At 66.3% G+C, this 26,174-nt stretch carries 23 protein-coding genes; 3 read left to right on the forward strand and 20 right to left on the reverse strand.

Going from position 1 to position 26,174, the window contains the following annotated elements; all coding sequences use genetic code 11:
* Positions 1-12: 12 nt before the first annotated feature.
* From ABZ942_RS16620 to ABZ942_RS16655, 8 genes are all read right to left on the reverse strand, one after another.
* Positions 13-3,783, reverse strand: a complete 3,771-nt coding sequence (locus ABZ942_RS16620) for an AAA family ATPase (RefSeq protein WP_357382713.1) — start codon at positions 3,781-3,783, stop codon at positions 13-15.
* Positions 3,784-4,096: 313 nt separating this feature from the next.
* Complete coding sequence (locus ABZ942_RS16625; protein ID WP_357382714.1) at positions 4,097-4,363, reverse strand: hypothetical protein; 267 nt, start codon at positions 4,361-4,363, stop codon at positions 4,097-4,099.
* A 35-nt stretch (positions 4,364-4,398) separates the two neighbouring features.
* Positions 4,399-4,932: a hypothetical protein gene (locus tag ABZ942_RS16630; RefSeq protein WP_357382716.1), complete on the reverse strand. Its 534-nt coding sequence runs from the start codon at positions 4,930-4,932 to the stop codon at positions 4,399-4,401.
* A 51-nt stretch (positions 4,933-4,983) separates the two neighbouring features.
* Positions 4,984-9,996 (reverse strand): hypothetical protein, encoded by a 5,013-nt coding sequence (locus tag ABZ942_RS16635; protein ID WP_357382718.1) that lies wholly within the window; start codon positions 9,994-9,996, stop codon positions 4,984-4,986.
* 106 nt (positions 9,997-10,102) lie between these two features.
* A complete protein-coding gene (locus ABZ942_RS16640; protein WP_357382720.1) occupies positions 10,103-10,402 on the reverse strand; it encodes a hypothetical protein in 300 nt (99 codons plus the stop codon).
* Positions 10,403-10,698: 296 nt separating this feature from the next.
* Positions 10,699-11,148: a winged helix-turn-helix domain-containing protein gene (locus tag ABZ942_RS16645; RefSeq protein WP_357382722.1), complete on the reverse strand. Its 450-nt coding sequence runs from the start codon at positions 11,146-11,148 to the stop codon at positions 10,699-10,701.
* A gap of 160 nt (positions 11,149-11,308) precedes the next feature.
* The gene (locus ABZ942_RS16650; RefSeq protein WP_357382724.1) at positions 11,309-12,322 is read right to left on the reverse strand and encodes an HD domain-containing protein; all 1,014 of its coding nucleotides are present in this window, start codon (positions 12,320-12,322) and stop codon (positions 11,309-11,311) included.
* Positions 12,323-12,497: 175 nt separating this feature from the next.
* Positions 12,498-13,634, reverse strand: coding sequence for an MFS transporter (locus ABZ942_RS16655; RefSeq protein ID WP_357382726.1), 1,137 nt, complete (start codon positions 13,632-13,634; stop codon positions 12,498-12,500).
* Between the two features lie 313 nt (positions 13,635-13,947).
* Between ABZ942_RS16655 and ABZ942_RS16660 the strand changes: the two genes are divergently transcribed.
* Positions 13,948-14,469 carry a MarR family transcriptional regulator gene (locus ABZ942_RS16660; protein ID WP_357382728.1) on the forward strand — a complete coding sequence of 174 codons (522 nt, stop codon included), beginning with the start codon at positions 13,948-13,950 and terminating at the stop codon, positions 14,467-14,469.
* A gap of 1 nt (position 14,470) precedes the next feature.
* On the opposite strand, the gene ABZ942_RS16665 is transcribed toward ABZ942_RS16660, so the two are convergent.
* From ABZ942_RS16665 to ABZ942_RS16675, 3 genes are all read right to left on the reverse strand, one after another.
* On the reverse strand, positions 14,471-15,031 hold the full coding sequence (locus ABZ942_RS16665; RefSeq protein ID WP_357382730.1) for a tetratricopeptide repeat protein: 561 nt from the start codon (positions 15,029-15,031) through the stop codon (positions 14,471-14,473).
* Positions 15,032-15,114: 83 nt separating this feature from the next.
* On the reverse strand, positions 15,115-15,312 hold the full coding sequence (locus ABZ942_RS16670) for a hypothetical protein (protein ID WP_357382732.1): 198 nt from the start codon (positions 15,310-15,312) through the stop codon (positions 15,115-15,117).
* 158 nt (positions 15,313-15,470) lie between these two features.
* A complete protein-coding gene (locus ABZ942_RS16675; RefSeq protein ID WP_357382734.1) occupies positions 15,471-15,749 on the reverse strand; it encodes a hypothetical protein in 279 nt (92 codons plus the stop codon).
* Between the two features lie 358 nt (positions 15,750-16,107).
* Here ABZ942_RS16675 and ABZ942_RS16680 point away from each other — a divergent pair, with 358 nt between their 5' ends.
* The gene (locus ABZ942_RS16680; protein ID WP_357382736.1) at positions 16,108-17,082 is read left to right on the forward strand and encodes a hypothetical protein; all 975 of its coding nucleotides are present in this window, start codon (positions 16,108-16,110) and stop codon (positions 17,080-17,082) included.
* Here the strand turns inward: ABZ942_RS16680 and ABZ942_RS16685 are convergent.
* From ABZ942_RS16685 to ABZ942_RS16725, 9 genes are all read right to left on the reverse strand, one after another.
* Entirely contained in the window at positions 17,079-17,786 is a 708-nt protein-coding gene (locus tag ABZ942_RS16685) for a class I SAM-dependent methyltransferase (protein WP_357382738.1), read from the reverse strand. The two genes, ABZ942_RS16680 and ABZ942_RS16685, sit on opposite strands and share 4 nt — an antisense overlap.
* A 164-nt stretch (positions 17,787-17,950) precedes the next feature.
* Positions 17,951-18,505 (reverse strand): hypothetical protein, encoded by a 555-nt coding sequence (locus ABZ942_RS16690; protein ID WP_357382740.1) that lies wholly within the window; start codon positions 18,503-18,505, stop codon positions 17,951-17,953.
* Between the two features lie 129 nt (positions 18,506-18,634).
* Entirely contained in the window at positions 18,635-19,249 is a 615-nt protein-coding gene (locus ABZ942_RS16695; protein ID WP_357382742.1) for a hypothetical protein, read from the reverse strand.
* Complete coding sequence (locus ABZ942_RS16700) at positions 19,246-19,737, reverse strand: hypothetical protein (protein WP_357382744.1); 492 nt, start codon at positions 19,735-19,737, stop codon at positions 19,246-19,248. Before ABZ942_RS16700 ends, ABZ942_RS16695 begins: the two co-directional genes overlap by 4 nt.
* A 1-nt stretch (position 19,738) precedes the next feature.
* A complete protein-coding gene (locus tag ABZ942_RS16705; RefSeq protein ID WP_357382745.1) occupies positions 19,739-20,446 on the reverse strand; it encodes a hypothetical protein in 708 nt (235 codons plus the stop codon).
* 11 nt (positions 20,447-20,457) lie between these two features.
* Entirely contained in the window at positions 20,458-20,781 is a 324-nt protein-coding gene (locus tag ABZ942_RS16710) for a type VII secretion target (RefSeq protein WP_357382747.1), read from the reverse strand.
* An 85-nt stretch (positions 20,782-20,866) separates the two neighbouring features.
* On the reverse strand, positions 20,867-21,910 hold the full coding sequence (locus ABZ942_RS16715) for a BtrH N-terminal domain-containing protein (protein ID WP_357382749.1): 1,044 nt from the start codon (positions 21,908-21,910) through the stop codon (positions 20,867-20,869).
* Between the two features lie 66 nt (positions 21,911-21,976).
* The gene (locus ABZ942_RS16720; RefSeq protein WP_357382751.1) at positions 21,977-23,221 is read right to left on the reverse strand and encodes an oxygenase MpaB family protein; all 1,245 of its coding nucleotides are present in this window, start codon (positions 23,219-23,221) and stop codon (positions 21,977-21,979) included.
* Between the two features lie 56 nt (positions 23,222-23,277).
* Positions 23,278-24,552, reverse strand: a complete 1,275-nt coding sequence (locus ABZ942_RS16725) for a cytochrome P450 (RefSeq protein WP_357382753.1) — start codon at positions 24,550-24,552, stop codon at positions 23,278-23,280.
* 165 nt (positions 24,553-24,717) lie between these two features.
* On the opposite strand from ABZ942_RS16725, the gene ABZ942_RS16730 reads away from it, so the two are divergent.
* Positions 24,718-25,341, forward strand: coding sequence for a TetR/AcrR family transcriptional regulator (locus ABZ942_RS16730; protein ID WP_357382755.1), 624 nt, complete (start codon positions 24,718-24,720; stop codon positions 25,339-25,341).
* The last annotated feature ends 833 nt before the right edge of the window (positions 25,342-26,174 follow it).

The raw sequence follows: 26,174 nt of genomic DNA on the forward strand, positions 1-26,174 counted from the left end.
CCGACCGCCGACTCAGCAGGTGGCGAGGTAGGGCACGGACGGGAGGAGCTCGCGCCACGTCCGCTCATCGATCTGCGCAGCCGAGGAGGCGCACAACTTTTCCGCGACCGCGTCCGGGTCGGTGTACCAGAGGGCCGACAATTCGTCGCCGACGCCGAGCACACGTGACTCGTCGCTCGGGTCGAAATGCAGGAACCACGTCCAGCCGACCGCCGCCGCGATCGGGTCACCGAGCGGTTGGATATCGGACGGGTCTGCGATGTCCCACAGCCGCGCGGTCTGGTCGTCGCCGCCGGAGGCCAGGCGGTGGCCGGATCGATCGATCGCCAGGGTCCGGATCGCGGCGGTGTGTGCGCGTACCGAGCCGAGGTCACGGACCCGAGCAAGATCGGTGACGTTCCAGGCTCGAATCATGCCGGTGTCGTCCGCACCGAAAAGGGTGCCGCCGGGGGCGAAGACGAGGCTGCGCACGTTCGCCCCGCCCGCGTCGAGCGAGGTCTCGACCGGCTTGCCGGGATCGGCTATGTCCCACAGGTGGATTCGTGAATTGTCGTCGGCGGCCGCGATCAGCGGCCGGTCCGGCGCGAACACCGCGCGTTCGAGCACCCGGTCGTGGCCGGTCGGCAATTCGCCGAGCAGGCGGACGGCGGCCGGATCGGAGACCTCCCACAGCCGCAGCGACCGGCGGTCGACGCCGGTGACCAGACGATGCCCGCTCGGGTCGAAGGCGATCGGTCCACCGAGCCCGGTACCGGGTAGCGCGCCGATCGGCACCGGCCGGGTGGGATCGGCGAGATTCCACCACCGCACCTCGCCGCCACCCGCCGTCACCAGCAATGTTCCGTCCGGCCGCAGCGCGACCTGGGTACCGTGCCGGTCGGGCGGGCCGGCCATCACCGCGCTCACCGAGCGACTGTAGAACGGCCTGCTGACATCCCATACGTCGACCTGGCCGTCGCGAAGTCCGCTGGCCAGCAGCTTGCCCGCCTGATCGAAGGCGACCGAACTGAGTGCGCCGGCGAACACGATGGGCACGTTCACCCCCGCGTGGCTCCAGGTCCGGATCCGTCCGTCCGAGCCCGCGGTCACCGCCTGGGTATCGGAGGCGATCACGAAAGACTGGGCCGAACCGCTGTTGCCGTGGATCTCCCGCCCGATCGGCGAAACTCGGTCGCGGCGGGTGGTGTTGAGTGCGCGCATGGTGCCGCCGGCGTCCGCGACGGAGAGCATCTTTCCGTCCAGCCAGAACTGCAGCTGAGTGATCGGCACCGGGCGCGATTGCTGCCTGCCGACGAGCTGTGCGCGGCCCTGATCATCGATGTTCCAGACCTGCACCACGCCATCCGCGGTCCCCGCCCCGAGCCTGCCGTCCGGACCGAGCGCTATGGCCTGTACCGCGCTTTCGCCGTCGACCGGTGCGCCCAATGGCGTCGGGTGTTCGGCGTCGTCCACGGCCCACAGTCGCACGCTGCGGTCGCCGCCCGCGCTGGCGAGCATCGGCCGGTCCGGCGCCATCGTCAGCGCCTTGACCGCGCCCGCCTGCGCCGCCACCGGCGTCCCGCGGCGCTGAATAGATTGCGGCACTTCGACATCGAGGAAGCTGAGCATTCCGTCGGCGCCGCCCGCCACTACCGTTCGGCCATCGGGCAGGTAGGCGATGGCGGTGGCGGCCGTGCCAGTGGCGAACGCACCGACCTCGCGAGCCTGGTGCGGATCGCGGACATCCCAGAGCCGCACGGTGCCGTCATCGCCCGCACTGGTGAGCACACCGCCATCCGGGCTGAACGCTACCGATTCGACATTGCCGTGGTGACCGCTGAGTTCCGGACCGGCCGGGGTGATCACCCGCGGATCCGAGACATCCCACAGCCGGATGAAACCGTCGCTGCCCGCGCTCGCCAGCAACTTCCGGGGCAGGCTCAGCGCAAGATCACGAACCAGTCCTTGGTGCCCTACCGCCGAGGCGATGTCCAGCGGCAACACCTGGGTCGCCAGCAGTCGGGCCCGCGCGATCGGGTCGTCCGGGCTCAACCGATACGCCGCCAGCGCGAGTTGCGCGGACAGCGCCGGGTCGACGTTCTGCACCCGCTGCGACTGCTCGACGAGTTGACCGAGCACCACCCCCTTGTGTTCCTGCGAGACGGACACGCGTTGCACGACAACCACTCCCGACAGCACCAGCGCCAGCACAGCCAGCACCGCGACAACCGACCAGCGCACCTGGCGGCGTACCGTGTGGGCGCGCTGCCGAGCCAGCGAGGCCCCGACGAATTCGCGGGTCAGCAGATTCGGCGAGTCCGTGCGGCGCATCCACGCCGCCGCGTCCTCGAGCCGGGTCCGGGAGTAGAGCAGCGACGTCGGCCGGTCCTGGCGCGCCCATTCCCGTGCATCCGCCTCGATACGCTGGCGGGCCGGCGCGAATTCCTTCTCCTCGGCCAACCAGTTCGCCATCCTCGGCCATCCGGTCAACAGCAGATCATGCACCAATTCGACGTCGCCACTGCGCTGCACGACTATGCGCGCTCGGGTCAGCCGTGCGATGACGGCTCGGGTGGCGTCCGGATCCGTCGACTCTTCGATCAACTGCTCGACCGGCATCCGGTTGCGCACGATCGTGGTCGGCCCGATGATCGTCAACGCGACGAGCACGTGCTGTGCGGCGTCGCGTTGCCGGTCGGTGAGCCGGGACCAGAACGATTCGGCACCGACCGCGCAGGCCCGGGCCATCCCACCCGCGGCACGGTAGGCCTCGAGGCTCAGCGTCCGGCCGTGCCGGTTGGCCCATGTCGCGGCGAGCGCGAAGGACAGCAGTGGGAGCCGGACCGAGCTGTGCGCGTCGATGGCGTTCAGATCCTGCAGCAGCGTGTCGACCAGGTTGTCCTCGATCCGCAGACCGGTGGCGGCGGCAGGCCGGACGATCGCCTCCCGAAGTTCCTGCGGCGTCATGGGATTGAGCAGCATCGCGTGGTCGCGCAGCACCATCGTCAGTAGCGGGTAGCGCAGCAGCTCCGGCAGGTGCGCGGTATCGAACGCGATGACGACGGTGGTGGGTGGGTCGGCGTCCTGGGCGGCAAGCGCCGCCAGCACAGTCAGGAACTGTTGCCGCAGTGCCTCGTTCGCGCACCGTGTGAACAGTTCCTCGCCGCGATCCACCAGCAGCAGGCAGTGACCGGGTGGCCGCGCGTCCAGGGCGGCTTCCAGCGCGACCATCGGGTCGTCGCCGGGGGTCATGGCGATCGGTGTCCTTGCTCCCGGCGCGGCTTGGAGCCCGGCGGCGAGCAAGGAGGATTTGCCGACACCCGACGGGCCGAGCAGCACCGCCATGGCCGGTGCTTCGCTCGTTTCGGCATTCGAAATCAGTTCGAGCAGTTGCTGTTTCGCGTCATCGCGGCCGAAGAACAGGTCACGGTCCTCGACTCGGTACTCCCACAGGCCGCGGTAGGGCTCGCGACCGATGTCGATGCTCGGCGGTTCGACCTTGGCAGCCTTCCAATCCTCGTGCCAGCGCACCAGATCGAGCAGAGTGGGGTCTATCCGCGGGTTGTCGGCGGCCTGGCGGCGCGCCTCGGCAATCAGAACTTCCAGCACCGGACGCACCGCGATGAAAGTGGCGGGCGTGCGATTACCGCGCCGCCAGTCGCTGATCCGTTGCGGGGTGACCTTGCCTGCACCGTCGGGGATGCGGGCGTTGGCGGCGCGCACCACCGACTTGGCCGGTGGCGTTCCGGCGGCGGCGAACAGTTCGCCGAACCGGACGGCAAAATTGCGACGACCGTCGTCCATCAGCGGTCTATCGCCGCGGGGATGTTGTCGCGGATGCTGCACAGACCAGCGAGTGGGGCAATCGCATGTTCTCCGAGGTGTCGGGTGTCCAGGACAGTGCCATGCCGAGCTGACGATGCTTCATGGTTGCTCACTAGCTCAATAATTCGAATAGTCATGCAGTTCCACAACGGTGACGATGACAGCACACCAGTTCAGATAGTGAAACTAGAGTATCAGCCGATATCTTCAGTTCGGTTTGCAACTAGATTGCTACAGCTGCGTGACGCGCACCGCGGCAGGGCACGGTGCGCGTCACGTAGTGCTGTGCGACCTACGTCAGCCCCATCAGAATGGCGTTCTGCACCGCGGGCAGGAAGCCCAAGGACGTCACCAGCGTCATGCCGACGCCGATGCCGAGCCGCCGATGCCGGTTCCACCAGCCGACCGGGCCGACGCGAGTCTGGTCGTGGCACCGCGCGATGGTTTCGGCGTCGCTGGCGTTCTGTTCGTAGTAGCCGAAGCACACCGGTGCGGAGCTGAGGTCGAGCAACCCACCGAGCGGATCGGCGGTACTACCGGAGAACCTGGTATCGAACATGATCGAGCCTCCTCGAGCTGGTCGCGGGCGATGGGTCAGCGAATGGCGTCGGTCCAGGGCCGCATCAGCGCGTCGTAGACCTCCCTGGTGAACCGGCCGCGACCGACCAGGTCGCCGAGGGCCGCCGCGGTGACCGCGCGATTGACCGTAACGAGCGCGCCGATCGAGGTGAGCGACTTCAGCAGCCCGCTCATATCATCGGCGCCGGGCCCGGACGTAGGCGATACCGCCTGTCCGGCAATGGTTCCCGCGATCTGGATATGGCGGGCGCGGCCGAACTCCTTGGCCGTCTCGGCCGCGATCTGTGTCGGTTGCGAGTCGCCCGAAGCGCCACCGAGACCGGCGAACAGACCGGCCAGGCCCGCGCTGCCGGGCACCCCGGACAACCCCTCCTGCAGCCCGTTGCCTGCCGCGGCGTTGAGCTGTTCACGCTCGTCCGGGGTGAGTTGTGTTGCGCGTTCGATGATCTGGGCGACGTCGCGCCACTGCGGGCCGTACAGGTACTCCAGGTGCAGGGTCGGGTCGTCGGGGTTGAATTCGGTGCCGAGGTCGGTCGATTCCGGCTTCATGATGGGCTCCTATGTTTGTATTGCGTTGCGGGACAGTGATTTCTGGTTGTTTCAGAGCGACAGCGCGACCAGGCGCCTGGCGTCGGTGTTCGAGATGCGGCCATCCGCCGCCTCGTTCCCGACGAACGGGATCTCGGGCTGCGGCGCGGACGCGGCGTGCGCCTGCGCGGGGGCGAGCGCCTTCTGCAGCGACGCGATGAGCTCCTCGAGGCTCGCGGTGTCCTGGATGTCGTCCAGGAACTGCGTTCCGGTGGGCGTCATCCCGCTGGTGGAGTCACCGCGCGGGGTGTTCTGGTCGCGCCAGGCCCGAATCGCGGAAACGATGTAGGACTTGACATCCGGGCTGGACAGTCCGACCAGCGGCACCACGACGATGACCGCGAGTACCAGCAGCGGCAGCACGACCACCACCGGTAGTACACCGGCCAGCAGCAGCGTCGCCGCCGCGGCGAGCAGCAGCGGAGCGCCGACCAGAGCCGCGCCACCGGCGGCCACCCCCAGACCGGCAAGAGCTGCCGCGCCCAGTGCCCCGGCCACCCCGACCGGCACCGCCACCGCCAGCAGCGACGCGAGCAGCGCCACGGTCAGCAGCGCGGCCAATGCCGCAGGCACCCCGAAGGCGATGAGCGGCAACCCGATCACCGCGGTGACCACCGCCGCAGCCACCGCCACCGAAGCCGCCACCGCGACAGCTGCGGCCAGCGCCAGCAGCGGCAACGCCGCCAGCGCCAGGGCGATCAGGCCGGCCGCCACACCCGCGCCGAGCAACGCGACAACCGCGCCGACGGCAATGGCGCCGACCACCAGCGGTGCGATGGCCAGCGTCGCCAGCGTGACCACGCCGACGGTCAGCAGCGCCGCCGTCGCGATCACCGCACCGAGCGCGAGCGCCCCCACCAGAGTTGCGACCGTCGCGATCGCGGCCAAGGCGAGCCCACCGAACACGATCAAACCGGGCAGCGCCACGGCCAGCGCGAGCGCACCGAAGGCGAGCAGCCCCGGCAGCGCCAGTGCGGTCGCCACCGCGAGCGCACCGAAGGCCAAGGCGCCCAACGCAATCGCCACCGGCAGGCCCAGCGTGACCAACACACCGAACGCCAGCGCACCGAACGCCGCGAGCACAGGCAACCCGAGCACAGCCGCAGCGACAACCGCACCCAGGACCAGTGCACCGACCACCACCGCGACCGGCAACCCCACCACCGCGAGCGCAACGACCGCACCGATAGCCAAGGCAGTCAACACAATCGGTGCCGCAATACCCAACACCGCGAGAGCAACAGCACCTGCGGCCAGCAGCGCACCGACCGTCGCGACCGCACCCAACGCAAGCGCGCCGAACACGACCAACGCGGGCAAGGCAATTGCGGCAAGCCCGATCAACGCCGGAATTGCCAGCACCGCCAGTCCGATCGCCCCCACCGCGAGCAGCGCACCCAGCGCGAGCACACCACCCACGGCCAGAACCGCCAGCACCACCGGTGCCACAACCAGAGCCAGCGCCGTAAGCGCGACAGCACCTGCCGCCAGCAGCGCACCCAGTGTGAGCACGGCTCCGACTGCGAGAACGGCCAGCACCACCGGCGCCGCAACAAGAGCGAGCACCGTAAGCGCGACAGCACCTGCGGTAAGGAGCGCACCGACCGTGGCGACCGCACCAAGGGCCAACGCGCCCAACGTGATCAGTACAGGCAGTGCCAGTGCGATTGCACCGAGTACGAACGGTGCGGCGAGCGCGGCCAGCGCCAGCGCGCCGAGTACGAACGGTGCCGCGAGCACAGCGAGCGCCACCGCGGCGGCGACGGCGAGCGCACCGAGCACGATCGGCGCAGCAGCCAGTGCCAGCGCACCGAGTGCCAACGCGCCGAGCACTGCGAGGACGGGCAGCGCCAGCGCCGCGAGAGCGAGAGCACCGAGGACGAAAGGTGCCGCGAGCACAGCGATTGCCACCGCGGCGATTGCCACCGCGGCGGCCAGACCGGCCAGCGCGGCAAGCACGGGCGAGCCGAGCACCGCGGTGACCACCAAGGCGGCGAAGGCCAGGCCGGCCAGCACGGTCAGCGTGCCGACCGCGAGTCCGGCGACCACCACGGCGGCAGCGGTCAGAGCCGCGGCCACCACGAGCACCGCGACGACCGCGATGGCGCCGAGCGCGAGTAGCGCGGGCAATCCGGTCCAGCCCGCGAGCACCACCACCGCCACCGCGGCGAAGGCCAGCACACCAAGGGCGACAACCGTGCCCAACGCGAGCGCGCCGAGCGTGGCCAGCCCCGCCAGGGTCGCCGCGAGGACCGTAACCACGGCCGCCAGTGCCAGTGCGGCCAGTCCGATGGCACTCGCGACGCCGAACACTGTCAGTGCGATAACTGCGGCAAGGGCGAGCGCACCGAGCACGATCGCGCCGACGACACCGATCGCGGCCAGCGCGATCAGCGCGGGTATGCCGGTCCAGCCGAGCAGCACGACCACCGCCAGCGCGGCGAACGCGAGCACCAGCGTGGTCACCACCCCGGCCAGGGCAAGTGCACCAAGAGTCACCGTCCCGGCCAGCCCCAACCCGAGCGCACCGAGCACGACCGCCGCGGTCACGGCGAGCACCGCCAGTGCGGCGGCGCCGAGTCCGAGCAGGATGGGTGCCGCCGCGATCGCCAGCACAGCCGCCCCGATGACCAACGCGGTCAGAATGGCCGCACCCGCGGCAAGCAGCGCACCGGTCCCGATCACCGCACCAAGAGCCAACGCACCCAACACAATCAGCGCAGGCACCGCCAGCACGGCAAGCGCGACGACCGCCGCAATCGCCAACCCACCAAGCACAAACGGGGCCGCGATCACAGCAAGCACTACTGCGCCCACGACACCGGCGACAACCAACGCCAGCACGGGCAATGCGAGCACAGCGAGCGCAACCACAGCCGCAATCGCCAACGCACCGAGGACGAACGGAGCAGCAATCACAGCCAACACCCCAAGCCCAATCACCGCCGCAATCGCCAACGCGCCCAACACAATCAGCGCAGGCACCGCCAGCACAACAAGTGCGACGACCGCCGCAATCGCCAACCCACCAAGCACAAACGGCGCAGCGAGAACAGCGAGCGCGATCAGGCCCGCTACCGCAGCCGCGGTGACCACTGCGGCAAAGGCGCCGAACGCGAGGAGTGCGGGCCCGCCGAACACAGCGATCACGACCAGTGCGGCGAACGCCAGTGCCGCGAGAGTGACCGCGCCACCGACGGCGAGGCTGGCGAGCGTGGCCAGCAGGGCGGTCGCGAACGCGGCGATCACCACTACCGAGGCCAGCGCACCCGCGGCGACCACGATCGCCGCAACGGCGGCGAGCACGCCGATGACGATCAGCGCGGGCAGTCCCGTCCACCCCAGTACCAGGAAGACGATCGCCGCGGCGAGGGCGAGCACGCCGACCACGACCGCGACACCGAAAGCGATGGCGGCGAGCGCGATTACCGTCGGCAACCCCAGCGCGAAGAGCGCGGCCAGCGCCGCGAAGGTCACTGCGGCGATCACGATCAACGCGGCGACGGCCAGCGCGGCCAGCGCGATCGTCTCCACCACGGCGAACACCGTCAGCGCGGTGACCGCGGCAAAGACCAACGCACCGAGCGTGATCACGCCGACCAGGCCGATCGCGGCAAGCGCGATCAACGCGATCGGTCCGGTCCACCACAGCAGCAGCACGACCGCCAACGCGGCGAAGCCGAGCACAGCGATCGTCGCCACCCCGGCAAGTCCCAACGCGGCCAGGGTCACCGTCCCGGCGAGGCCCAAACCGACAAGACCGAGCACGGCCAGCGCGGGCAACGCCACGGCGGCCAGCGCGATACCGCCGAGCACCACCAGGACCGGCAGCGCTACGACCGCAAGCACGATGCCGATGACAATGAGCGCGGGCACGGCGATCGCGGCCAGCACAATGGCACCGACCACCAGGGCCGCGAGGATCAGCGGGGCGGCCAGCAACACGATGGCGCCGATGGCCAGCGCACCGACGATGCCCGCGATCACCACGACGGCGATGACGGGTAGCGCCAGCAGCGGCAGCGCCGCATGCCGGGTGCTGAACAACCCGTCGTTGTTCAGCATGCTGCGGATCTCGGTCAGCACCGGAGCGAGGGCGGCGTGCAGCGACGCCGCCGGGTCCGCGATGAGCTGCCGGATGCCTTCGGCCAAGACCTGCAACGGATCTCCGTCACCTACGGTCTGGCCGAGCATCGGGGTCAGCGCAGCGCGCAGCGCTTGGATGGGGTCGGCGCCGTCCTTGGGGAAGTCGAAGAGGGTGCGCGCCTGGCTGATCAGGTCCTCGATCGGCGAGGCGATCGGGTCGCGGCGGGCGCCGGCCTGCTCGATCGCTTGATTGACGAACGACAGCAGATCCTCGACGGGCTGGCGCAGCGGGCCACTCGGGAAGGTCTTGTCGGCCCACCCGGCCAGTTGCTCCAGATCGACGCCGGTGCTGATGACTTGCTGTGCGACGGAGGCCAACTCGGTGACCGAGGACGGCACGAAGCCGAGCGGACCCGAGGCCGCAGTGGTGCCGGGCGCCGTGGCCGCGGTGGTGCCGGGCGCCGTTGCGGCGAGAGGCGTGCCCGCGGGTCGCGACTGGTCCGCCGGCGTGGCCGGTGGCGTCGTGAAGCCACGGATCAGCTGGCCGGCGCCTTCGGCGGGAGTGCCTGCGGTCACGGTGTCCAGCGCGCTCAGGGCCTGGTCGATCGCGTTCTGTCCGGCCGGTCCGAGGTTCGTCGCGACATCGCCGAGTTCGGGGACCTTCGCGGCGATATCCGGTACCGATCCGCCGAATTCGGTGACGGCGCCGTTGACCGCGTCGCCGAGACCGGGCACGGTCGAGTTCAAGCCGGGAATCAGTTCACCGGGGATCGACGGAAACGCCGGCGCGTCGGCCGATGCCTCGCCGGTCGACACCATGGTGGTGGCCAGCGATGCGAACGCGGCTGCCGCGTAGAGACCTCGGCGATTACGTTTGGCTACCTTGCGATGCCGCCCGGCGCTCTTCGTTGTTCGAGAACGTTCGTTATTTGCAGACATGAGGAACCTTTCGACCGATCAGGTGATGCAGCGAATACACAGCCGGATTCGACTGGGCATGCTGAGCTCGCACAGAGCTCTCCGAGCGACGACGATTCGGGTGGGGTCAGACCGGTCCGCTTTCACCGGTCGCGCAGATGGCTCGTGACCACCCGCCGTTGGCTCCTACGGTGGTCCCGATTCGGGTATGCAAGACACCGCCGATGTCGCGGCAACGGATGTACGCGTGCTGGCCGACGCCGGCCCCCGGCTCGCACGTGATCGTGAGCTGATCGGGCACCGCGTTGTCGGCGGTACAGCCGGCCGGAACTGGGTCGGCGGTGGCCGAGCCCGCGACGAAAGCCGAACACAGAATGATCGATACGTAGACCACAGCTAATGCTGCGCAGCTGACGTTTCTGTTCATGCATCCAGGCTTGGGACACGGCATGGGCGAGTCAACAAACAAGTTCGTCTCTACGCATATCCTCGCAGCTAGATGCCCTATGGCGACTAATCCTCCGCGGATTATCCTTACGGGATACTGACGCGGAATGCCCTTGACATCCCCATTCAGTGACACAGTTCACTATTGCCGGAATTCGATGTAGCTAACTTTCAGCTAAGCCCCTTGTGATCCCTCACAGCACTTACCAAGCGACGATTGTGAGGCTGTGATTCGACGTATGGCCACCCAAGACACCCAGAGCCTGCCCGAGGGACCTAGCCGATATGCCCGTTGCTCAACCCGAGCCGCTCACCGATGTCGGCGATGCTCATGCCGTGGTCGTGGGCGTCTTCGATCGCGGTCTGGCGAATGCCGGAGAGTTCGGCGATGCGGAGTTGATAGTGGGTGATGAGGTTGGCGGCGAGTTGCGCGCGTCGGATGGGGTGCGCGACGGAGCGGATCTCGTCGACGTCGTCGTCCAGCTGGACGGGGTCGGGCCGGCGGGCCTGCTTTTGACCGACGACGAAGGTGCCGCGTCGCGGGATGGTCCGCACAAGTTGCTGATTGGCCAGCAGTTGGATTGCCTGCCGGATCACCGAACGCGATACGCCGTGCCGCTCGGCCAGCTCAGCGTGGCTGGGTAGCTGCGCATCGCCGGGGAGGGTCCCGTTGCGTATCCGTCGTGCGTAGTCTTCCGCGATGGTGAGGTAAGCCGCTTCGGCCATCGCGTCGATCCCTTCGTCTGCAGTAACTGCGTTCGAGGGTACGGCGACGAATGCGATCGCGTCGGGGTCAACGATGGGAGCTGTTGCGTTTCAACGGTTCCTAGAGGTCCAGATGCCTACGCAAGCGTGCATCGTTGCGAATATCACCCTGGACCGCCGCTCAACGCGGTGGGACAACCACGCAGCGCCACGGAAGCTCGGGCAGTTCGGCCAGCCGCTCCTCCCGGAATCCGAGCGGCGCCCCATCCACACAGGCAGTGTCCAGGTACAGGCGGTTGAGCTGGTAGATCCAGCCGAGCGATGCGTCCGGGTGCCCGTCGGCGAGCAGCTGCCAGCCCAATGGATCGCGACGGAGACGACGGGTCAGTTCGGCCGTTCGCGCATCGGTGAGCAGCAGGGCCCATAGCTCGTCATCGGTCATCGGCGCGATGTCGGCGGCTCGTTCGGGGGCCTCGTCGAGTAGGACGCCGACCAGCCCGCGCAGTGCTCCGTTCGGCAGCGCGTTGTCCCAACCGCACAGGTACAGCGCTTCGCCGAACGCCAAGTCCGCCAGATAGCGGGCGGTGGCCCGATCGGTGTGCACCGCGCCGTCTACCAGTCGCAGCTTCGCCAACGTGTCCGGTGGTGATTCGGACAGTCGAGCATGCGTGCGGCCGCTGCGCACGAATGACTCCAGGTGATCGAGCTTGAGCCCTCCTGGCAGTCCGCGCAGGACCGACACGCTGCCCGGCTCTTCCACCCGGAGCACGGCTTCCGCGTCCATGCCGTGCTCGGCCAGCAGCGGTGCCAGCCCGCGGACACGCTGCCGACCCAGCTCGTGATGGTTCAAGCCGGCCACACCTTCGAAGGTGTGGCTGAACGGCAGATGCCCGATGTCGTGCAGCAGCGCCGCAACCCGCGCCACCTCGTCATCCGGCGCGAAATGCGCTACCAGAGCAAGCAATCCGAGACTGTGCTCGAGTCGGGTGTAGGTCTGGCTCGTCGTCAGAGCGGCGGCACCGGCGTGCGCGATGAACTGCAGCCGCCGCAGCTCCCAAGTCCGCAGTAATTGTTGTTCCACCGGGGTAAGCCGAAAAGCTACCGCCCACACCGGATCTCGATACCAACCGTCACGCCCGAGGATTCCGGACACCGAGTAAGCGGCGCTGTCCAAGCCGATTCCGTTGCTACGCAAGTCTCTACCCCCCGGTCCGCGAACATTGGCACCGCTCGACACTCTGCCAGACATTGCACCAGCTCGCGAAACACTCAGCGACGCGACAATCACACCGGGTCGCGTCCGCGACTCTCGATCGAGTACGGCCCCCGACTGAAACAGTCAGGGGCCGTTCTCCGCCACCAGGATCAGCTCAGCCAGCGGCGACCAACTCCTCGTCCGACACCCGATCGGCGGTCTTTCGACGAGTGCTGAGCGTGAGCAGCAATGAAGCAGCGGTCAGCGCCACACCGAACCAGAACACACTCCGAACACCCAGATGATCCGCGAACACCCCACCGAAGAGCGCGCCGAGGGCGATAGATGTGTTGTAGCCCAAGGTATTCAGCGACATGGCGGCCTCGAAGGTGTCAGGCGCGGCGGCGAGCGTCATGTTGATCTGGCACAGGTTCATCGCGCCGAAGGACACTCCCCAGAGGGCCAGCGAGACGACCAGCCCGACCGGCCCGTGACCGATGGTGAGCAGCAACAGCAACGAAGCCACGAGTCCCGTGCAGGCGACGATGAAGCTGCCCCGCAGATTCTTGGTCACCGTGTAACCGGCGATGAAGTTTCCGGCCGCGCCGCCTGCACCGTAAATGATCAACAATCCGGTGATGTAGGCGGGCGTGACGGACGAATTATCCTCCAGGAAGGGACGTATGAAGGTATACGCCCCGAAATGGCCGAGCACATACAATATTACGGTAACCATCACCAAACGCAGCTGCCCGTTTTTGCGCGGCAGCCCGAATACCTCCCGGACCGAAACCGCGTTGTCCGACGGTAGCGATGGAACCAGCGCCGCGACCGCGAGGAAGATCAACGCGCTGAGACCACTCCAGATGAGAAACGTGGTCCGCCAACTGGTGAGGCTTTCCAGGAATGTGCCCAGCGGCATGCCGACCACCGTGGCGATCGAGATACCGGACAGCGCGACCGCGGCCGCCCTGCTCGCGTGCCGTGCCGGAACGAGGCGCATCGCCATACCCACACCGATCGCCCAGAACACTCCGTTGGCGAAACCCATGACGAGTCGCGCCGTCAGAACCAGCGGATAGTTCGGCGAGATTGCGGTGATCAAATTGCCGAGCGCCAATATCGCCAGTAGCGCGGAGAGCAGCATGCGTCGGTTGACGCGCCTGGTCCATGCCACGATGAACGGCACGCCGAGCCCGGCCGAGATGCCGTACAAAGTAACCATCAGCCCGGCGACACCCACCGATATGCTCAAACTTGTACTTACCGGAGTAAGTAGGCCGACGGGCATCAGCTCGGTCGTGACGAACACGAACAAACTGGCGGTAATTGCAGCAACGCCCAGCCACGCTCGCAGGGCAGAATTCGGGTGTTCTTCGTGTGTAGCCAACTGCTTCTTTCTGATTGTTCAGGCTTACCGGAAGCCCTCGAAGATGGCCGATCACTATCTGGACCGTTCTCGATGTCGGCGCAGTGATCGGTCAGACGAAAACGACTCGGCCGTCGCCGAATAGGCGACTCCCCCGCTCACCACCGAGGCGAGCAGCCGAGCCGGAAGGAACAGGGTCGCGTCAGTTAGTTTCCATGGAAAATAGATTATCTTCCATGGAAGGTATAGTCAAGACATGGCCGCAGAGCACACCCCACCCGAACCCGACGCCGTCGACCACATCGTCAGCCAATGGCGCACCGAACGCCCCGACCTCGACCCGAGTCCGGTGCAGGTGATCGGCCGAATCACCCGCCTGCACTGGGCATTCGACGAGCAGCTCGACCGCGTCTTCAGCGACTACGACCTGGGTCGAGGCGAATTCGACGTACTCGCCACCCTGCGCCGCTCCGGCCCCCCGTTCGAGCTGACCGCAGGCGAACTGCGCGACTCGATGATGGTGACCTCCGGCGCGGTCACCAAGCGCGTCGACCGCCTGCAACACACCGGACTGGTCAACCGGCGCGCGGCCGCGGACGACGCCCGCGGCCGCCTGGTCCAGCTGACCGACCGCGGCCGCGACGTCATCGACAAGGCATTCGAGCACCACTTGCGCAACGAGACGCGGCTACTCTCCGGCCTGACCGCAGACGAGCAACAAACCCTGATCCCCTTGCTGCGCAAACTAATCCAGACGCTGCCGCAGAAGGGACAGTGAGCTATCTACTTTCGGCTCGCCCGCGCCAGTAGTCGGCCTCGTCGAGCTCGCCGCGGTCGACAAGCAGCCTGCTCAGGCAGCCCATCGCACGAGGGTGGTTGCCGCAGGCTGCCCAGCGGAACCAGGATTCGGCCTCGGCAGTCTCGCCGCGTTCGGCGTGCATGGTGGCCACGGTGGTCATTGCCTCGAGGTGGCCGGCATAGGCGATCTGGCGGTACCAGAATTCGGCGTCGCGTTCCTCGAACCGCCCGGCCCGCATGATGTTCAGGTTGGCCATCGCGTCAGGGTGGCCGGTCGCGGCGGCTTGGCGGAACCAGTATTCGGCACTCCGCGTGGCGCCGCGCTCGGCGAGGAAGAGGGCGAGGATATTCATCGCCCAGGAGTCGTCGGCGTTCGCGGCCCGGCGGAACCAGTTCTCCGCCTCCGGCATCTCACCGCGCTCGGCGTGCAGGATGCCGAGGGTGCACATGGCGCGAGGTTGCTCGGCGGCGACCCGGCGACGCCAGTATTCGGGCTCCGATGTTTCACGACGCAATGCGAGCAGAATTCCTAGATCCGTCATCGTCGTCGTCTCCCGCGCAGTGCGTCCGCCGCTCGACTGGCGTTCGGCCGCAACGCAACATCACGAATACTGTTCTTCATCAATCAAGGCTTCTGTCGCAGACGATCGATTTTGTTCAGTTCGCGCTCCATTGCCCGGGCGGCGGAACGACATCCATTCGCTCGCAGTGCCGCGATGCGTGCCACCACCGCATCGGGACCATAGGCGGCAATGATGTCGAGCAGACTGATCCGATCGCCTAGCGTCACATTCATGGTTGCCGGAAATGCGCTGATAGTCATGTTCTCCCCCAAAACGGAAACAACAGCCGAATCGTTGTGATGCCTGGTGCCGGACACCTGCTGGTCGGCGACCAGACCGCCCTGATCCTTGGCTCGATCCCCTCGGTCGAGCCAAGGATCAGGCGTAGCCCGTACATCCCGGAAATCTCTGGTGCACCTCATTCATCGATATCCGAAGCACTCGTCCAACCGGTCAGGCACGCCGTCGATCTACCGGCCCAGCTGTGGGTTTCGAGGGCGAGCGCCGCAGCCAGCACTTGGGCGAGGCCAAGCGCGCCTGCTGGGCCGAGTTCGCCGTCGCTGCCGATTCCGGTATCGACGACGTAGCTCATCGGTTCGCGCTCGATGCCGGCCCGGCTGAGGCACTCGGTAGCGAGCACCATGAAGCTGCCGTGATCGGTGCCGGGAATGGGGAAGGTGTGTCGGTGAACCCTCATCAGTTCACCGAATGCCGCGCCGTCTTCCCAACCATGGCCGTCCGGACGCTCGCACCAGTACGGGCAACGTTCCAGCGATGTCAGCGCCCCACGCACAGTTGTCTCCCCGGACAATGCCGCGTGTCGTAGATGATGCTGCACTCCCATTGCTAATGAGGCCCTCCCATCGGACGCAACCGAAAGCTATCCCCAACGTGAGAGGATGTCTGCTTCCGGGCGTGGGAGTCGCTCACCAGCCGGTGCGCCCAATACTCTAGCATCACCGGCTATCGGCAGCGACTGCCATAAGCTGACGATTTGTGCTGGACTCCGCAGTACCTGTTCTTAGTTCGGCTCGAAATGACTACGCTGCGTCGGTATGCAGCTGCCTAGACGTTGGTTCAGTGTCGACGTCATCGCCACCCTCCTGCACGAACAGATCGTCATCCATTCCTCGGACGGGCATCGAGTAGCCCGGCCGTTACGCCGCGTCGCCTCCCAGCTGGGGTTCGACCGTCAGGGTGAAGCACTGTTCACGGGTGTCGTCAAAGACATCATGGCCGGTCCGCAGGTGGATCACATGCGAGCGGACGGCGGCATCGAGTGCCATACGCACTGGATCGAGGCTCCCGACGGCCAGGCAGTCGGGCTGGTTGTCTGGATAGCGGCCCCGCCCACGACGCCTCGTCCGGTCTACAACTCGTGGATCCTCGATTTGCAGAAGGTGGCCACGCGCAGCGGTGGTGACAACCTCAGCATCATCGGCGACGGCCGTAAGGCCGGGGAGGAACGGGCGATCCGGCACCTGCTACGGCATATGATCCCCGACGACGCCGGCGAGTTCTTGGCGTTGTACTACGGCGCCCAGGAGGGGAAAGAGGGCAGGCTCACCGAGGCTTCCTGGTCGGTACGTCGCCCCGACGATCCCGGGCGGTGGGTGCATTTCTGGTCCAGCACAACGGCTTTAGGCGCTTCTGGCGACCGTGATCGCACCGTGTACGGGCTCACCGCACAGCTGCGCCATCGTGAGATGGACACCCGCATGAGCACCCTTGTTCGGTACACCAACTCCACGCTATTGATGGTGGACGCTCGCTCCGGGTTCGTCGTGAGCACCACGGGCGAACTGGCCCCGGCTTTCGACAGCGACGAACAGCTGCTTCGGCGGGTACTCGACCAGATCGACATGAAACGGATCTCCCCGGCGACGTCGCACGAAACCGTTGTGGAACAGACGATTTCGATCGAGGGATCCCGGTTCAATGTCGCCACGTTCGCGGTGCCGGGCACTCGACAAGCCGCCGAGGTTCCGCTGGCGATTCTTCTCGTGCCCGCGGCCAGCAAGGCGGGCTAGCGGTCAGTACTGGGCACGGAGGTGCCCGGCTGTTCCGTGCGGCGGGGCCGGCGGGCAGTCCACAGCGCAAACGAGCCGATGGTGTTCACCTCGACCGCGGCGAACGCCCGCTCCAATGCGCCGACCAGGCCGGTGAGATCGTCATCTTGGTTATGGAACCCGTTGCGGCGTTGGAAGTTTCTGGAGGTGGCACGACTGAGTGCCGTATTCGGGACACCGTGCGACAAAGCAGTCACGCCGAAGAAAACCCCGTCATCGGTGGTCACATCGGCGATGTGCCGGAAAGCGATGCCTTTGCTGTCCCAGTTGCCCGGCACACAGTGCATGACCAAACTCGCTGCGACGGAGGCGTATCGGCGATCGACCGGCAACGGTTGCAGCACACTGCCGACGTAGCTGGCGGATTCGATGCCGCGCTCGCGAAGCCGACGGGCGGTCATCTCCATCGGATGCCGATTCAGGTCGACCAGGGCGACCTTCGGGTCGGCAACGGGATACTTGGCATGGCTCAACTGCCAACCGGTTCCGGGGCCGATGTCGAGGTGATCGCCGGAGATGTTGCCGTCGTACAGCCGCCTTAGATGCTTTGTGGGACAACGCCACACGAACCGGTTGTTGAAACCCAGCACGTAAAGATCGTATACGCGAAGGAGCATCGGCGAGTACGGGCGCGCGCCGTCCAACTCCGCCTGACTGATTTCCATAACCGGACTCCCGTTCGAACCGAAAGGTACCCGAGCAGCTACCCCCGACAGCACTCTTGCTCCAGGCACGGGAGTCGCTCACCGACCGCAGCGCCGTAATCATAACGGGATTTGCCAAGTGTGGCAACGGATCTGCAAACGATCCGGAGCCGAGCAGGCAGCGATCAGCAGGTCCGCCAATACGCCCATTCCGGACATCTCGTGATCGTATCGACACGGCCGTCGATCAGCCCGGCCAGCTCCTGCGCATGCTCGTGTTCGATGCATCCGATCGCGCTGACTCCGACCACATCGACGGCCCACATGCCCGCCGCGGGCGCCCGCCCGTCACGCAACCAACCAGGGTTCCACAGCCCGAGGTGGACGCAGACGGCCGGCCGCAGCCCCGCAGCCTCCAGCCGCTCCCACATGATGCGCAGCTGCTCCGTTGTCGGCGAGGGATGCAACAGGCTCGCCACGGCCACCTCCTCGATGGCCTCGTGCCACCGGATCGGTGCATGCACTTCGCAGAGCGCCTCGCCCGCCGGTGGCACATCGATACCGTACGCCTCGGGCACCCACCGACGCGGCAACTGCGACCACGGCTCGATCACGCGCCACAGCGACTCCGGCATCTCCGCCCGCACCCGCCGGATAAACGTCCCCAGATGGTCTGGGGAGGGGGTCGGGCGATTCTCTACCGACATATCCCACCCACCGCCGGATGCATAGACAGTCACCCGGCAAGGGTATATTTCCGCACCCGAAATTCGGCTGTACAACGCCGAGCCTTGATCAGCCGCAGCTCCCCCACCTGCGGCTCCCGAAGCAATCCGCGTGCCACGGACGTGGCCTGACACCTGTGCGCGCTAGCGGACGTTGTCCTGGGCCGCGACAGCCGCAGCGAAGTTCGGGTGCGCGCGGATCAACACCGTCGTTCTGTCCACGATCGGCCGAATACGTACGTACCGGGTCGCTCGACCGAATGCACTGGCGGCCACGACAAGACCGCACGGAAGCCAACCGGGAAAGAATAGTAGTACCACCAGCATCGATATTTCGTGGATGACTCCCGCCTGGGCAGCCATCCACAACACGACTATGGCCACTATGCCGGACAACGCAAAAACGTAGCCGATCAGGCGAAGTACTCGAGACTGCCAGATACAGTATTTGCAGACCGGCCAATCACCGTGGAGTTCGGTGTTGCCTTCCGGTGTGCGCCGATAATGCAGGAGGCCCCAGAAAAAGTTTGTCGCCAAGGTACTTTGCACTCGACCGCGTGTTCCCTCGTGAAAACGAACCACTCCTGGCCGTCGCTCGATCGCGGGCCGCCCGTGTCGACCGCAGACATCGGGCAGCGGCCGACTCAGTTCCAGCGCCAGGTAGCCCGGCACGGCTGTTCGACCGGCCCTCGCCTGAAACTCCAGCGCGGTCATCGAGCCGGTGCTGGTTCGAACCGGCACGGGTACGTCTTGCTTCACACCATCCATCCACGCTGTCGGCGTTCCCGGAAATACAGATCGTCTTCGTCCGGATCGTCGGGCGCAACGACCCGGTCGCGGTCAGGCTTACGCGTGCCTGCGATGACATGTCCCGACCCAGCACTCGGCTCCTGCTGAAATGTCGGTTGGCCATCGATCGACGGCGGCGCGGGCGCCGGTGCCACCGCCTGTTGGCGATATCGTTCCAGTTCCGCCCGGCCCTGTTCGGCCAGGCGAGCCCGCTCCTCGTCCGACATGGCAGCGAAACGTTGCAATGCGGTTGGCATTACTCGGTCAAGTGTCTGACTGAACGCTTCGGTACGCGCGAAGTCACGTACGCCGAGCTTCCCGGCGAGGACGCCGCGGATTTGTTCCTTCATGGCCGGATCGGAGGTGTTCGCGGCGAGGGTGCGCAGCGCGTCGGATAACCGGCGCGACACGGCGACATCGCCGCGGGCAACGTCGAAAATCGGCTCGGGTGTGTTCATCTCATGCTCCAGGGTGGTCGTAACCGGCACCGGGCAACTGCGGGATCTCCTTCGATCGCACTGTCGCCACACCGTCCAGGATCGCGGCGACAGCGGTCTCACCGGCCGTAGCAAAGGTCGCGTACTTGGTCAGCGCCTGGTTCCACAGGCCGACCATCTTCACCATGTCGTAGACGACCGCTGCTTCCAATCCAGCCGACGCGATGGCACCGACCCCGGTGGTCGCGGCTGCGGCGGCAGCTGCCTCCTCGATGACCGCGATGACCGCGGTGTCGATGATCGACTGGATCAGAAACGAAATTCCTTGGGCCGCATAGTATGCGGAGAGGGCGAAGGTATCTATATCCTGCGCGATGTTCTTCAGCGGGGCGACCTGATTGTCGATCGCATCCCGGAAATCATCGAAATACGACCGGGCCGAATCGGCGGCATTTCCATGCCACGAGTCCACTTCCTTGACTGCGGAATGGACTGTACGAGCATAACTATCGTTGTATTTCGAGAGGTTCCTTATTGCCGCGCCGGCTTTCTGGATCTGCGCCCAGTCCCCCGCAAACTCGGTTGTCGCCCAGGCCAGCGGATCTTTGCCGATCACCTGAACGATGAACTGATCGACCCAATACGTCAGCGAATACACGTTGTTGTTGAGAAACAGCTCGACCGGATCAGACACGGGATCCTTGACTTCCGGCTCCGTCAGCTGATCCACGGGCGCGTCGCTCATCGCCGACCGCCGGGATACGTCCGGTCCAACGCGGCCGCGGTGGCGTGATCGGTGGTGCGATACATCTGCGCGGCTTTCGCCACCTCGTCACCCGACTGGGTCGTGAGCCGCCCCAACTTCTCGTAGTTCGACGCCAAGTCCGCACGCAGCTGCTGGATCGTGTCGGCGACCCGGCCGAAAATCACCCCGGCTTGATCCCGCGACAGATCGACATGCTCCTTCAGGTACGCCTCCGACTGCGCATTGTCGGTTCCCAGCTGCGTCAACTTCGTGGACAGCCCATCGAGCGTGGCTGGTTCCACCGTAAGGTCGTCTGCCATCAGTGCCCCTTCGATAGTCCGTCAAAGCTATGACGCACCGTGTGCCGCTTCGGTTCCGTCGGCTTGAAACAAACCCCTCGGGCCGCTATCCAGCGGCGGCGGCAAGCGCGTCGACTGCGCGGTGTTCGGCCGCGGGCAGTTTCGCGGCACACAATGCTATCTCGCCGTGATCGGGTGTTTCGGTAGTGGCGAGCGCGGCCAGGCGGCTCCATGTCTGTGCGCAGGTGTCGTAGGCGTCCGCAGCGGCCCGGAATGCTAGATCGCCGGTGAGCTCGGCGACCTCGTGACAGAACCCGGCCTGTAGCCGGCGGAACAGACCGCCGCCGGTGCCCGCCTTCTCCACGAATACCCGGATGGAATGCAGTGCGATCATGAGGTCGTTCGGGTCGAGTTCGACTGGCCAGCGCGCGATATCGCCGCAGAACCGCTCGACGCCTGCCAGACCGAAGATGCCGCTTCCGCCCGGCAAGTGCAGTTCCGACCCGCCTGCCGATACCTGATCCGTGCCGTGCAGATTCGCCACAGCAGCGGCGGCAGCGTCGCGTGCCACCGGCAGCAGGTCGGGCAGGCGGTCAGGGAACCGCATGGGGTAGGTAGCGTGCCGGTTGCGGTCGGGAAAACCGCTGGAGTTGCGGGCCTTTGCCAGTACGGGCAGCGGCACCGCCTGGAAGCCGTCGCGGTCGTTGTCGACGACATAGGCGATGTCGGCGTCGGTGTCGTAGCCGATGACCACGATGTCATGTCGGGTATTGGACAGCCGGACGCGCAGATACGGCAGTTCCAGGATGTCGGCCCACACCATGACCGGACGACCGGCATCGAGTTCATCGGCGACCCATGACCAGCCGAGTTCGGCGTCGTCGGTCTGCTTACGCTCGGTTTCGATACCGAGGCGGGCACACAGATCCAGTTCCATATCCGCGGTGCGGCCGACGAAGTAGATCGGTGGCATCAGGCCCGGGATCTGGAAGTACTGGAATCCCAGCCCGCCACCCATCCCGAACACCAGCGCTTCGCTCGGCGGACCGTCCCACCCCGATCCGGCCCAGTCGATCAGGTCACGCAGAGCGCCGGATCCACAGTGCCCGGCCCGCCTATGCGGGTAGTCCTCGATCAGCACGCGCGTCACGACACCTCCATTGTTCAACACACTTATATGACTTGTCATGGCAAAGCTTGGGTTACTACGTGTGGTTCAGGCGGTGTGGTGGGTGGTGAGGTGTTCGGCGTGGACGGTGTCGCGGTCGGCGTGCATACGGTTCATTAGTCGGCGCAGCAGTGCGGCTTGTCCTTGGGCGATGCGGGTGTCGGTACCGAGAAGTCCTGCGCGGCGGGCTGTTTCGCGGATCCAGATGGCGGGGCGCAGGAGTGGCACGAGCGGGGTGAGCAGGTTGGGGGCGACGTAGGGGCAGGGGCCGCCGTCATACCAGTACATCCAGCGTGCGGCGATACCGGTCCAGATGTAGCGGGTGATCGGGAGCAGGCGCGGGCGCAGGCGCTCGGCCCACGCGGCGGGAAGCAGGCGACTGGAGCCGAAGGGGTCGGCGACCAGGGCCTCGATGAGTTGGCGAGTGTTATCGGTGGGTGTGGCGAGAGTATCGAAAGAGACGTGGGCGAAGGCCTCGAGTTCGGCTGCCGTGGTGGGCAGGAGGTGTTCGGGGGCTCCGGAGAGGTAGCCGATCCAGCGCCACTGGTCGATCAATGCCTGTAGTTCGTCGTCGGTGAAGCGCACGCCGAGATCGCGCATGGCATGCAGCGGGATGTGAAGGAAGATCAGGGTGGCGGTCATGGCCATATGGAGGGCGTTGATGGGCTGGCCGAGAGTATCGGTGTCCCAATCGGTTCCGGTGAGGATGTGGCGGCGGATGGTGGCGTGCACGAGCCGCACCTTGACCGCGGCGGCGAAGCCTTCGGTGCCGGGGCGGGCGCCGCCGGGCACGGTGACCTTCAGCAGCCAGTCGGCGGTTTCATCGACGCGGCGCACGGCCATTTTCTCGAGTCGTCCGGTGCGGGTGAGAGTCAGTGCCACCGCCGGTGGCTGATAGGAACTGGCCAGGGTCGAGATGCCGGACAACCCCACCAGGGCGCCCAATCGCCAGTAGCAGGCCGCGCCCTGGTCGACGCGGTCGAGGTCGACCCAGGCTGGCGGAGTCAGCAACGGCTGCAGGAAGTTCCGCAGTTCGGCGGGGGCGTCGGGGACGGCGTCGAGTCCTTCGGTCAGAGCGGTGTCGAGCAGCTGCCAGCCGGTGCGCCCCGGCAAGGCCGCGAACGCCTCGAGCAGGGCGTCGGCGGCGGTATCGGTTTCGTACATGCCGTCGATGACCCGGTCGACGATGTCGTTGCCGTACTGCAGCCGAGCGCGTTCGACACCGGCCGGACTCACGATGGAGGTCGGAACACGCGTCGAGGTCGGTGTGCTGGACGTATCAGTGGAGATCATGAGATGTCCTTTCGGGCAGGTGAATTCGGAGTCGGGTAGGTGCCGAGATGTGGGGTTCAGCTTGGGGTGATGGCGTCGAAATCGACGGGCAGTACGGCCGGCCCGCGCAGGGTGACGTGGTCGCGGTAGGGCGGCGGGTCGATCGCCAGGCGCGGGGATTGCACGCGTTGGGCGAAGCGGGTCAACGCGATACGGGTTTCCAGGCGTGCCAGTGGGGCACCGAGACAGAAGTGCGCGCCGAGCCCGAAGGCGAGGTGGCGGGTGTCGCGGGTCGGGTCGAACAGGTCAGGGTCTGGGAAGGCGGCCGGGTCACGGTGGGCGGCGGCGAAGAACATCATGACGACGTCACCTTGGTGGATGTCGGTGTCGCCGATGCGCAGCTCGGTGGCCGCGATCCGGGGCACCATCTGCACCGGGGTGTCGAATCGCAGCGTCTCCTCGATGATCCCGGCGGCGAGTTCGGGGTCGGCGCGCAGGGCGGTGAGATGTTCGGGGTGGCGTAGCAGGGCAAGTATCGCGTTGGAGATCAGGTTGACGGTGGTCTCGTGCCCGGCGACGAGCAGCAGCACGCAGGTGGAGATCACTTCGTCGCGGGTAAGTTGATCCCCGCCGTCCTCGGCGGCGATCAGCTGCGAGAGCAGGTCGGGCCCGGGATCGGCACGGCGACGTTCGGCCAGACTCTCGAAGTATGCGTAGAGGTCTCGCCCGGCATGGTCGATCTCGGCGCGCTCGGCGGCGGACATGGTCTGCAGAGTGGGGTCCAGGCCGCGGGTGGACAGGCTCGACCATCGCCCGAGCTGGGCTTCGTCGGAGAGCGGGACCCCGAGTAGTTCGCAGATCACCGTGACCGGCAGCGGGTAGGCCAGTTCGGAGACGATATCGATCCATCCCGCCGCGGCGGCGCGGTCGAGCAGGTCATCGACCAGGGTGGTGATCGTGGGCGCCAGTGCGGCAACAACTTTCGGGGTGAATGCCTTGGCGACCAAGCGGCGTAGCCGGGTGTGATCGGGCGGATCCAGGAACAGGAACGACGGTCTGCGGGCTTGTCCCCATTCGGGTTTCGGGAACTGCGACACGTGCAGCGGGGTGCGAGTCCGGTCCACGCTGGCGGCGGGATGGCGCATCAATGCCTGGCAGTCCGCGTATGTGGCCAGCACGAGCAACGGTGAGGACCCGATCCGCAATGGTCCGAGCTCGCGTAGCCGCTGATAGACCGGATACGGGTCGGGGCGGACAGCTGGATCGAGCAGGCTCAGGAACACATCCGTCCCGCTGCCGGTGGCGCCAGTGAGTGTGACGTGATGACTGTCGACCGAATCGGTGTCGTGCATGAAAGGCTCTCCCTGCAGAGCGGCCCGCCCCGGGGCGGTCGGCTGTATGCGGCGCGACGACTCCAGCGACCCGCCGGTTTACACTTCATGTCGAAGCGTTAACACTGCCGAGTGTTAACGATAATAGCTACAGTGTCAATAGATGAGTTAACGAAAGGGTCTGATGTGTCAACACCAATGGGGCCGTGGGGACCGCTGACCCTCGCCACCCCCCAAACCCCCGACCGCACCAACGACCGTCGGGAGCAGATCCTCGACGCCGCGCGGGAACTATTTGTCCGTCAGGGGCTCTCGGCTACATCCATGGCCCAGCTCGCCGCCGCGGCCGGGATCTCACGGGTGTGGCTGTACCGGCACTTCGACAACCGCGACACGGTCATGAACGCCCTCATCACACGCGAAGCGCACCGCATCCTCGCCGGCCTCGAGCGGATCCCCTGGCCTGAAGACCCCATCCAGGGCTGCGTCGACTACATCGCCTACGGCATGGACTTCCTGCGGCACAACGAACTGCTACAACCCTTGCTGCGCAGCGAACCCGCTCTGGTCCTGCCCTTCCTCACCACCGAAGCCGGATCCCTGTTTCGCACCGTCACCGACTGGGTGACCAATCAACTCGCCCACTGGAGCGGGCTGCCCACCGACAAACGCACCCAGGTCGCTGAAATCCTCACCCGGATAACCTTTTCGGCCACGCTCACCCCGTCCGTCATCATCGACTTCGACGACCCCGCCATCCGCACCACCGTCATCAGAGCCCTCGTCGCCGGACTCATCAACGAAATCTGACGGACCATACACACTCGCCCTGGAACTGACGATCCCGAATCGGCAGATCAGGATGTTCCATCGGCAGCGACCCGGCCGGAATCCTCACAGGTCGTCTTCGTCCGGAACGTCGGGCGCGACGCCCCGGACGCGGTCAGGCTTACGCGTGCCTGCGATGACATGCCCCGACCCAGGACTCGGCGCGTGCCGAATCGCCGGCATACGATCCGCGAGCGCATGAATCGCAGTCGCCCTGAAGACGATTCACGGACGGATACGGTAGGTCATCGCGTCATGCGTTCGCGCATCGGTGACCGCAGGGAGCTCAAGCGTTGTCTCAGAGGCCATCTCGAAGTACGCGACGCTGTGCCGACCGGGTAGGCGCGATGTGGCGCGATGGCGGCCCAGCATGAACCCGAGTACGAATGCCACGACTCCGGCGATGCTGAAGGCGGTCACAACCATAATGACTCGCAAGGCAAGTGCGGCATATCGTCACGGACTTCATCATCTATGAGCACGGGAACCCCGAGCCACTCGCCTACATCGTGCGCGTACAGAATCGCCGCTTGCCGCGCCGCGCAGTAGTCGAATACGAGAGACCCGAACACGATGCGCACGTGGCACTGATTGTCTTGCACGCCAGAACCTTTCGGCGAACGATTGGTTCCGAGCCGGGTGAACGGCAACGACAGCTCACCCGGCCCGCTGCAGTCGAACCTAAGAACCCGAGCGCGCAAACCTGAATAGTTTTGCTCCACTTTGCTTCTGAGCCCTCGAGGTGTTGACTAGTCACCGATCGGATCTGACGATCTATGTATGTGCTCGCAAAATGGAGCACAACCATAGAGGGA

Source organism: Nocardia sp. NPDC046473 (assembly GCF_040645995.1).
Classification (GTDB): domain Bacteria; phylum Actinomycetota; class Actinomycetes; order Mycobacteriales; family Mycobacteriaceae; genus Nocardia.

Coding starts and splice junctions, on each gene's coding strand:
- ABZ942_RS16620 (WP_357382713.1), bottom strand. CDS start 3,783: ATGGACGACGGTCGTCGCAATTTTGCCGTCCGGTTCGGCGAACTGTTC.
- ABZ942_RS16625 (WP_357382714.1), bottom strand. CDS start 4,363: ATGTTCGATACCAGGTTCTCCGGTAGTACCGCCGATCCGCTCGGTGGG.
- ABZ942_RS16630 (WP_357382716.1), bottom strand. CDS start 4,932: ATGAAGCCGGAATCGACCGACCTCGGCACCGAATTCAACCCCGACGAC.
- ABZ942_RS16635 (WP_357382718.1), bottom strand. CDS start 9,996: ATGTCTGCAAATAACGAACGTTCTCGAACAACGAAGAGCGCCGGGCGG.
- ABZ942_RS16640 (WP_357382720.1), bottom strand. CDS start 10,402: ATGAACAGAAACGTCAGCTGCGCAGCATTAGCTGTGGTCTACGTATCG.
- ABZ942_RS16645 (WP_357382722.1), bottom strand. CDS start 11,148: ATGGCCGAAGCGGCTTACCTCACCATCGCGGAAGACTACGCACGACGG.
- ABZ942_RS16660 (WP_357382728.1), top strand. CDS start 13,948: ATGGCCGCAGAGCACACCCCACCCGAACCCGACGCCGTCGACCACATC.
- ABZ942_RS16665 (WP_357382730.1), bottom strand. CDS start 15,031: ATGACGGATCTAGGAATTCTGCTCGCATTGCGTCGTGAAACATCGGAG.
- ABZ942_RS16670 (WP_357382732.1), bottom strand. CDS start 15,312: ATGACTATCAGCGCATTTCCGGCAACCATGAATGTGACGCTAGGCGAT.
- ABZ942_RS16675 (WP_357382734.1), bottom strand. CDS start 15,749: ATGAGGGTTCACCGACACACCTTCCCCATTCCCGGCACCGATCACGGC.
- ABZ942_RS16680 (WP_357382736.1), top strand. CDS start 16,108: ATGCAGCTGCCTAGACGTTGGTTCAGTGTCGACGTCATCGCCACCCTC.
- ABZ942_RS16685 (WP_357382738.1), bottom strand. CDS start 17,786: ATGGAAATCAGTCAGGCGGAGTTGGACGGCGCGCGCCCGTACTCGCCG.
- ABZ942_RS16700 (WP_357382744.1), bottom strand. CDS start 19,737: ATGAACACACCCGAGCCGATTTTCGACGTTGCCCGCGGCGATGTCGCC.
- ABZ942_RS16710 (WP_357382747.1), bottom strand. CDS start 20,781: ATGGCAGACGACCTTACGGTGGAACCAGCCACGCTCGATGGGCTGTCC.
- ABZ942_RS16720 (WP_357382751.1), bottom strand. CDS start 23,221: ATGATCTCCACTGATACGTCCAGCACACCGACCTCGACGCGTGTTCCG.
- ABZ942_RS16725 (WP_357382753.1), bottom strand. CDS start 24,552: ATGCACGACACCGATTCGGTCGACAGTCATCACGTCACACTCACTGGC.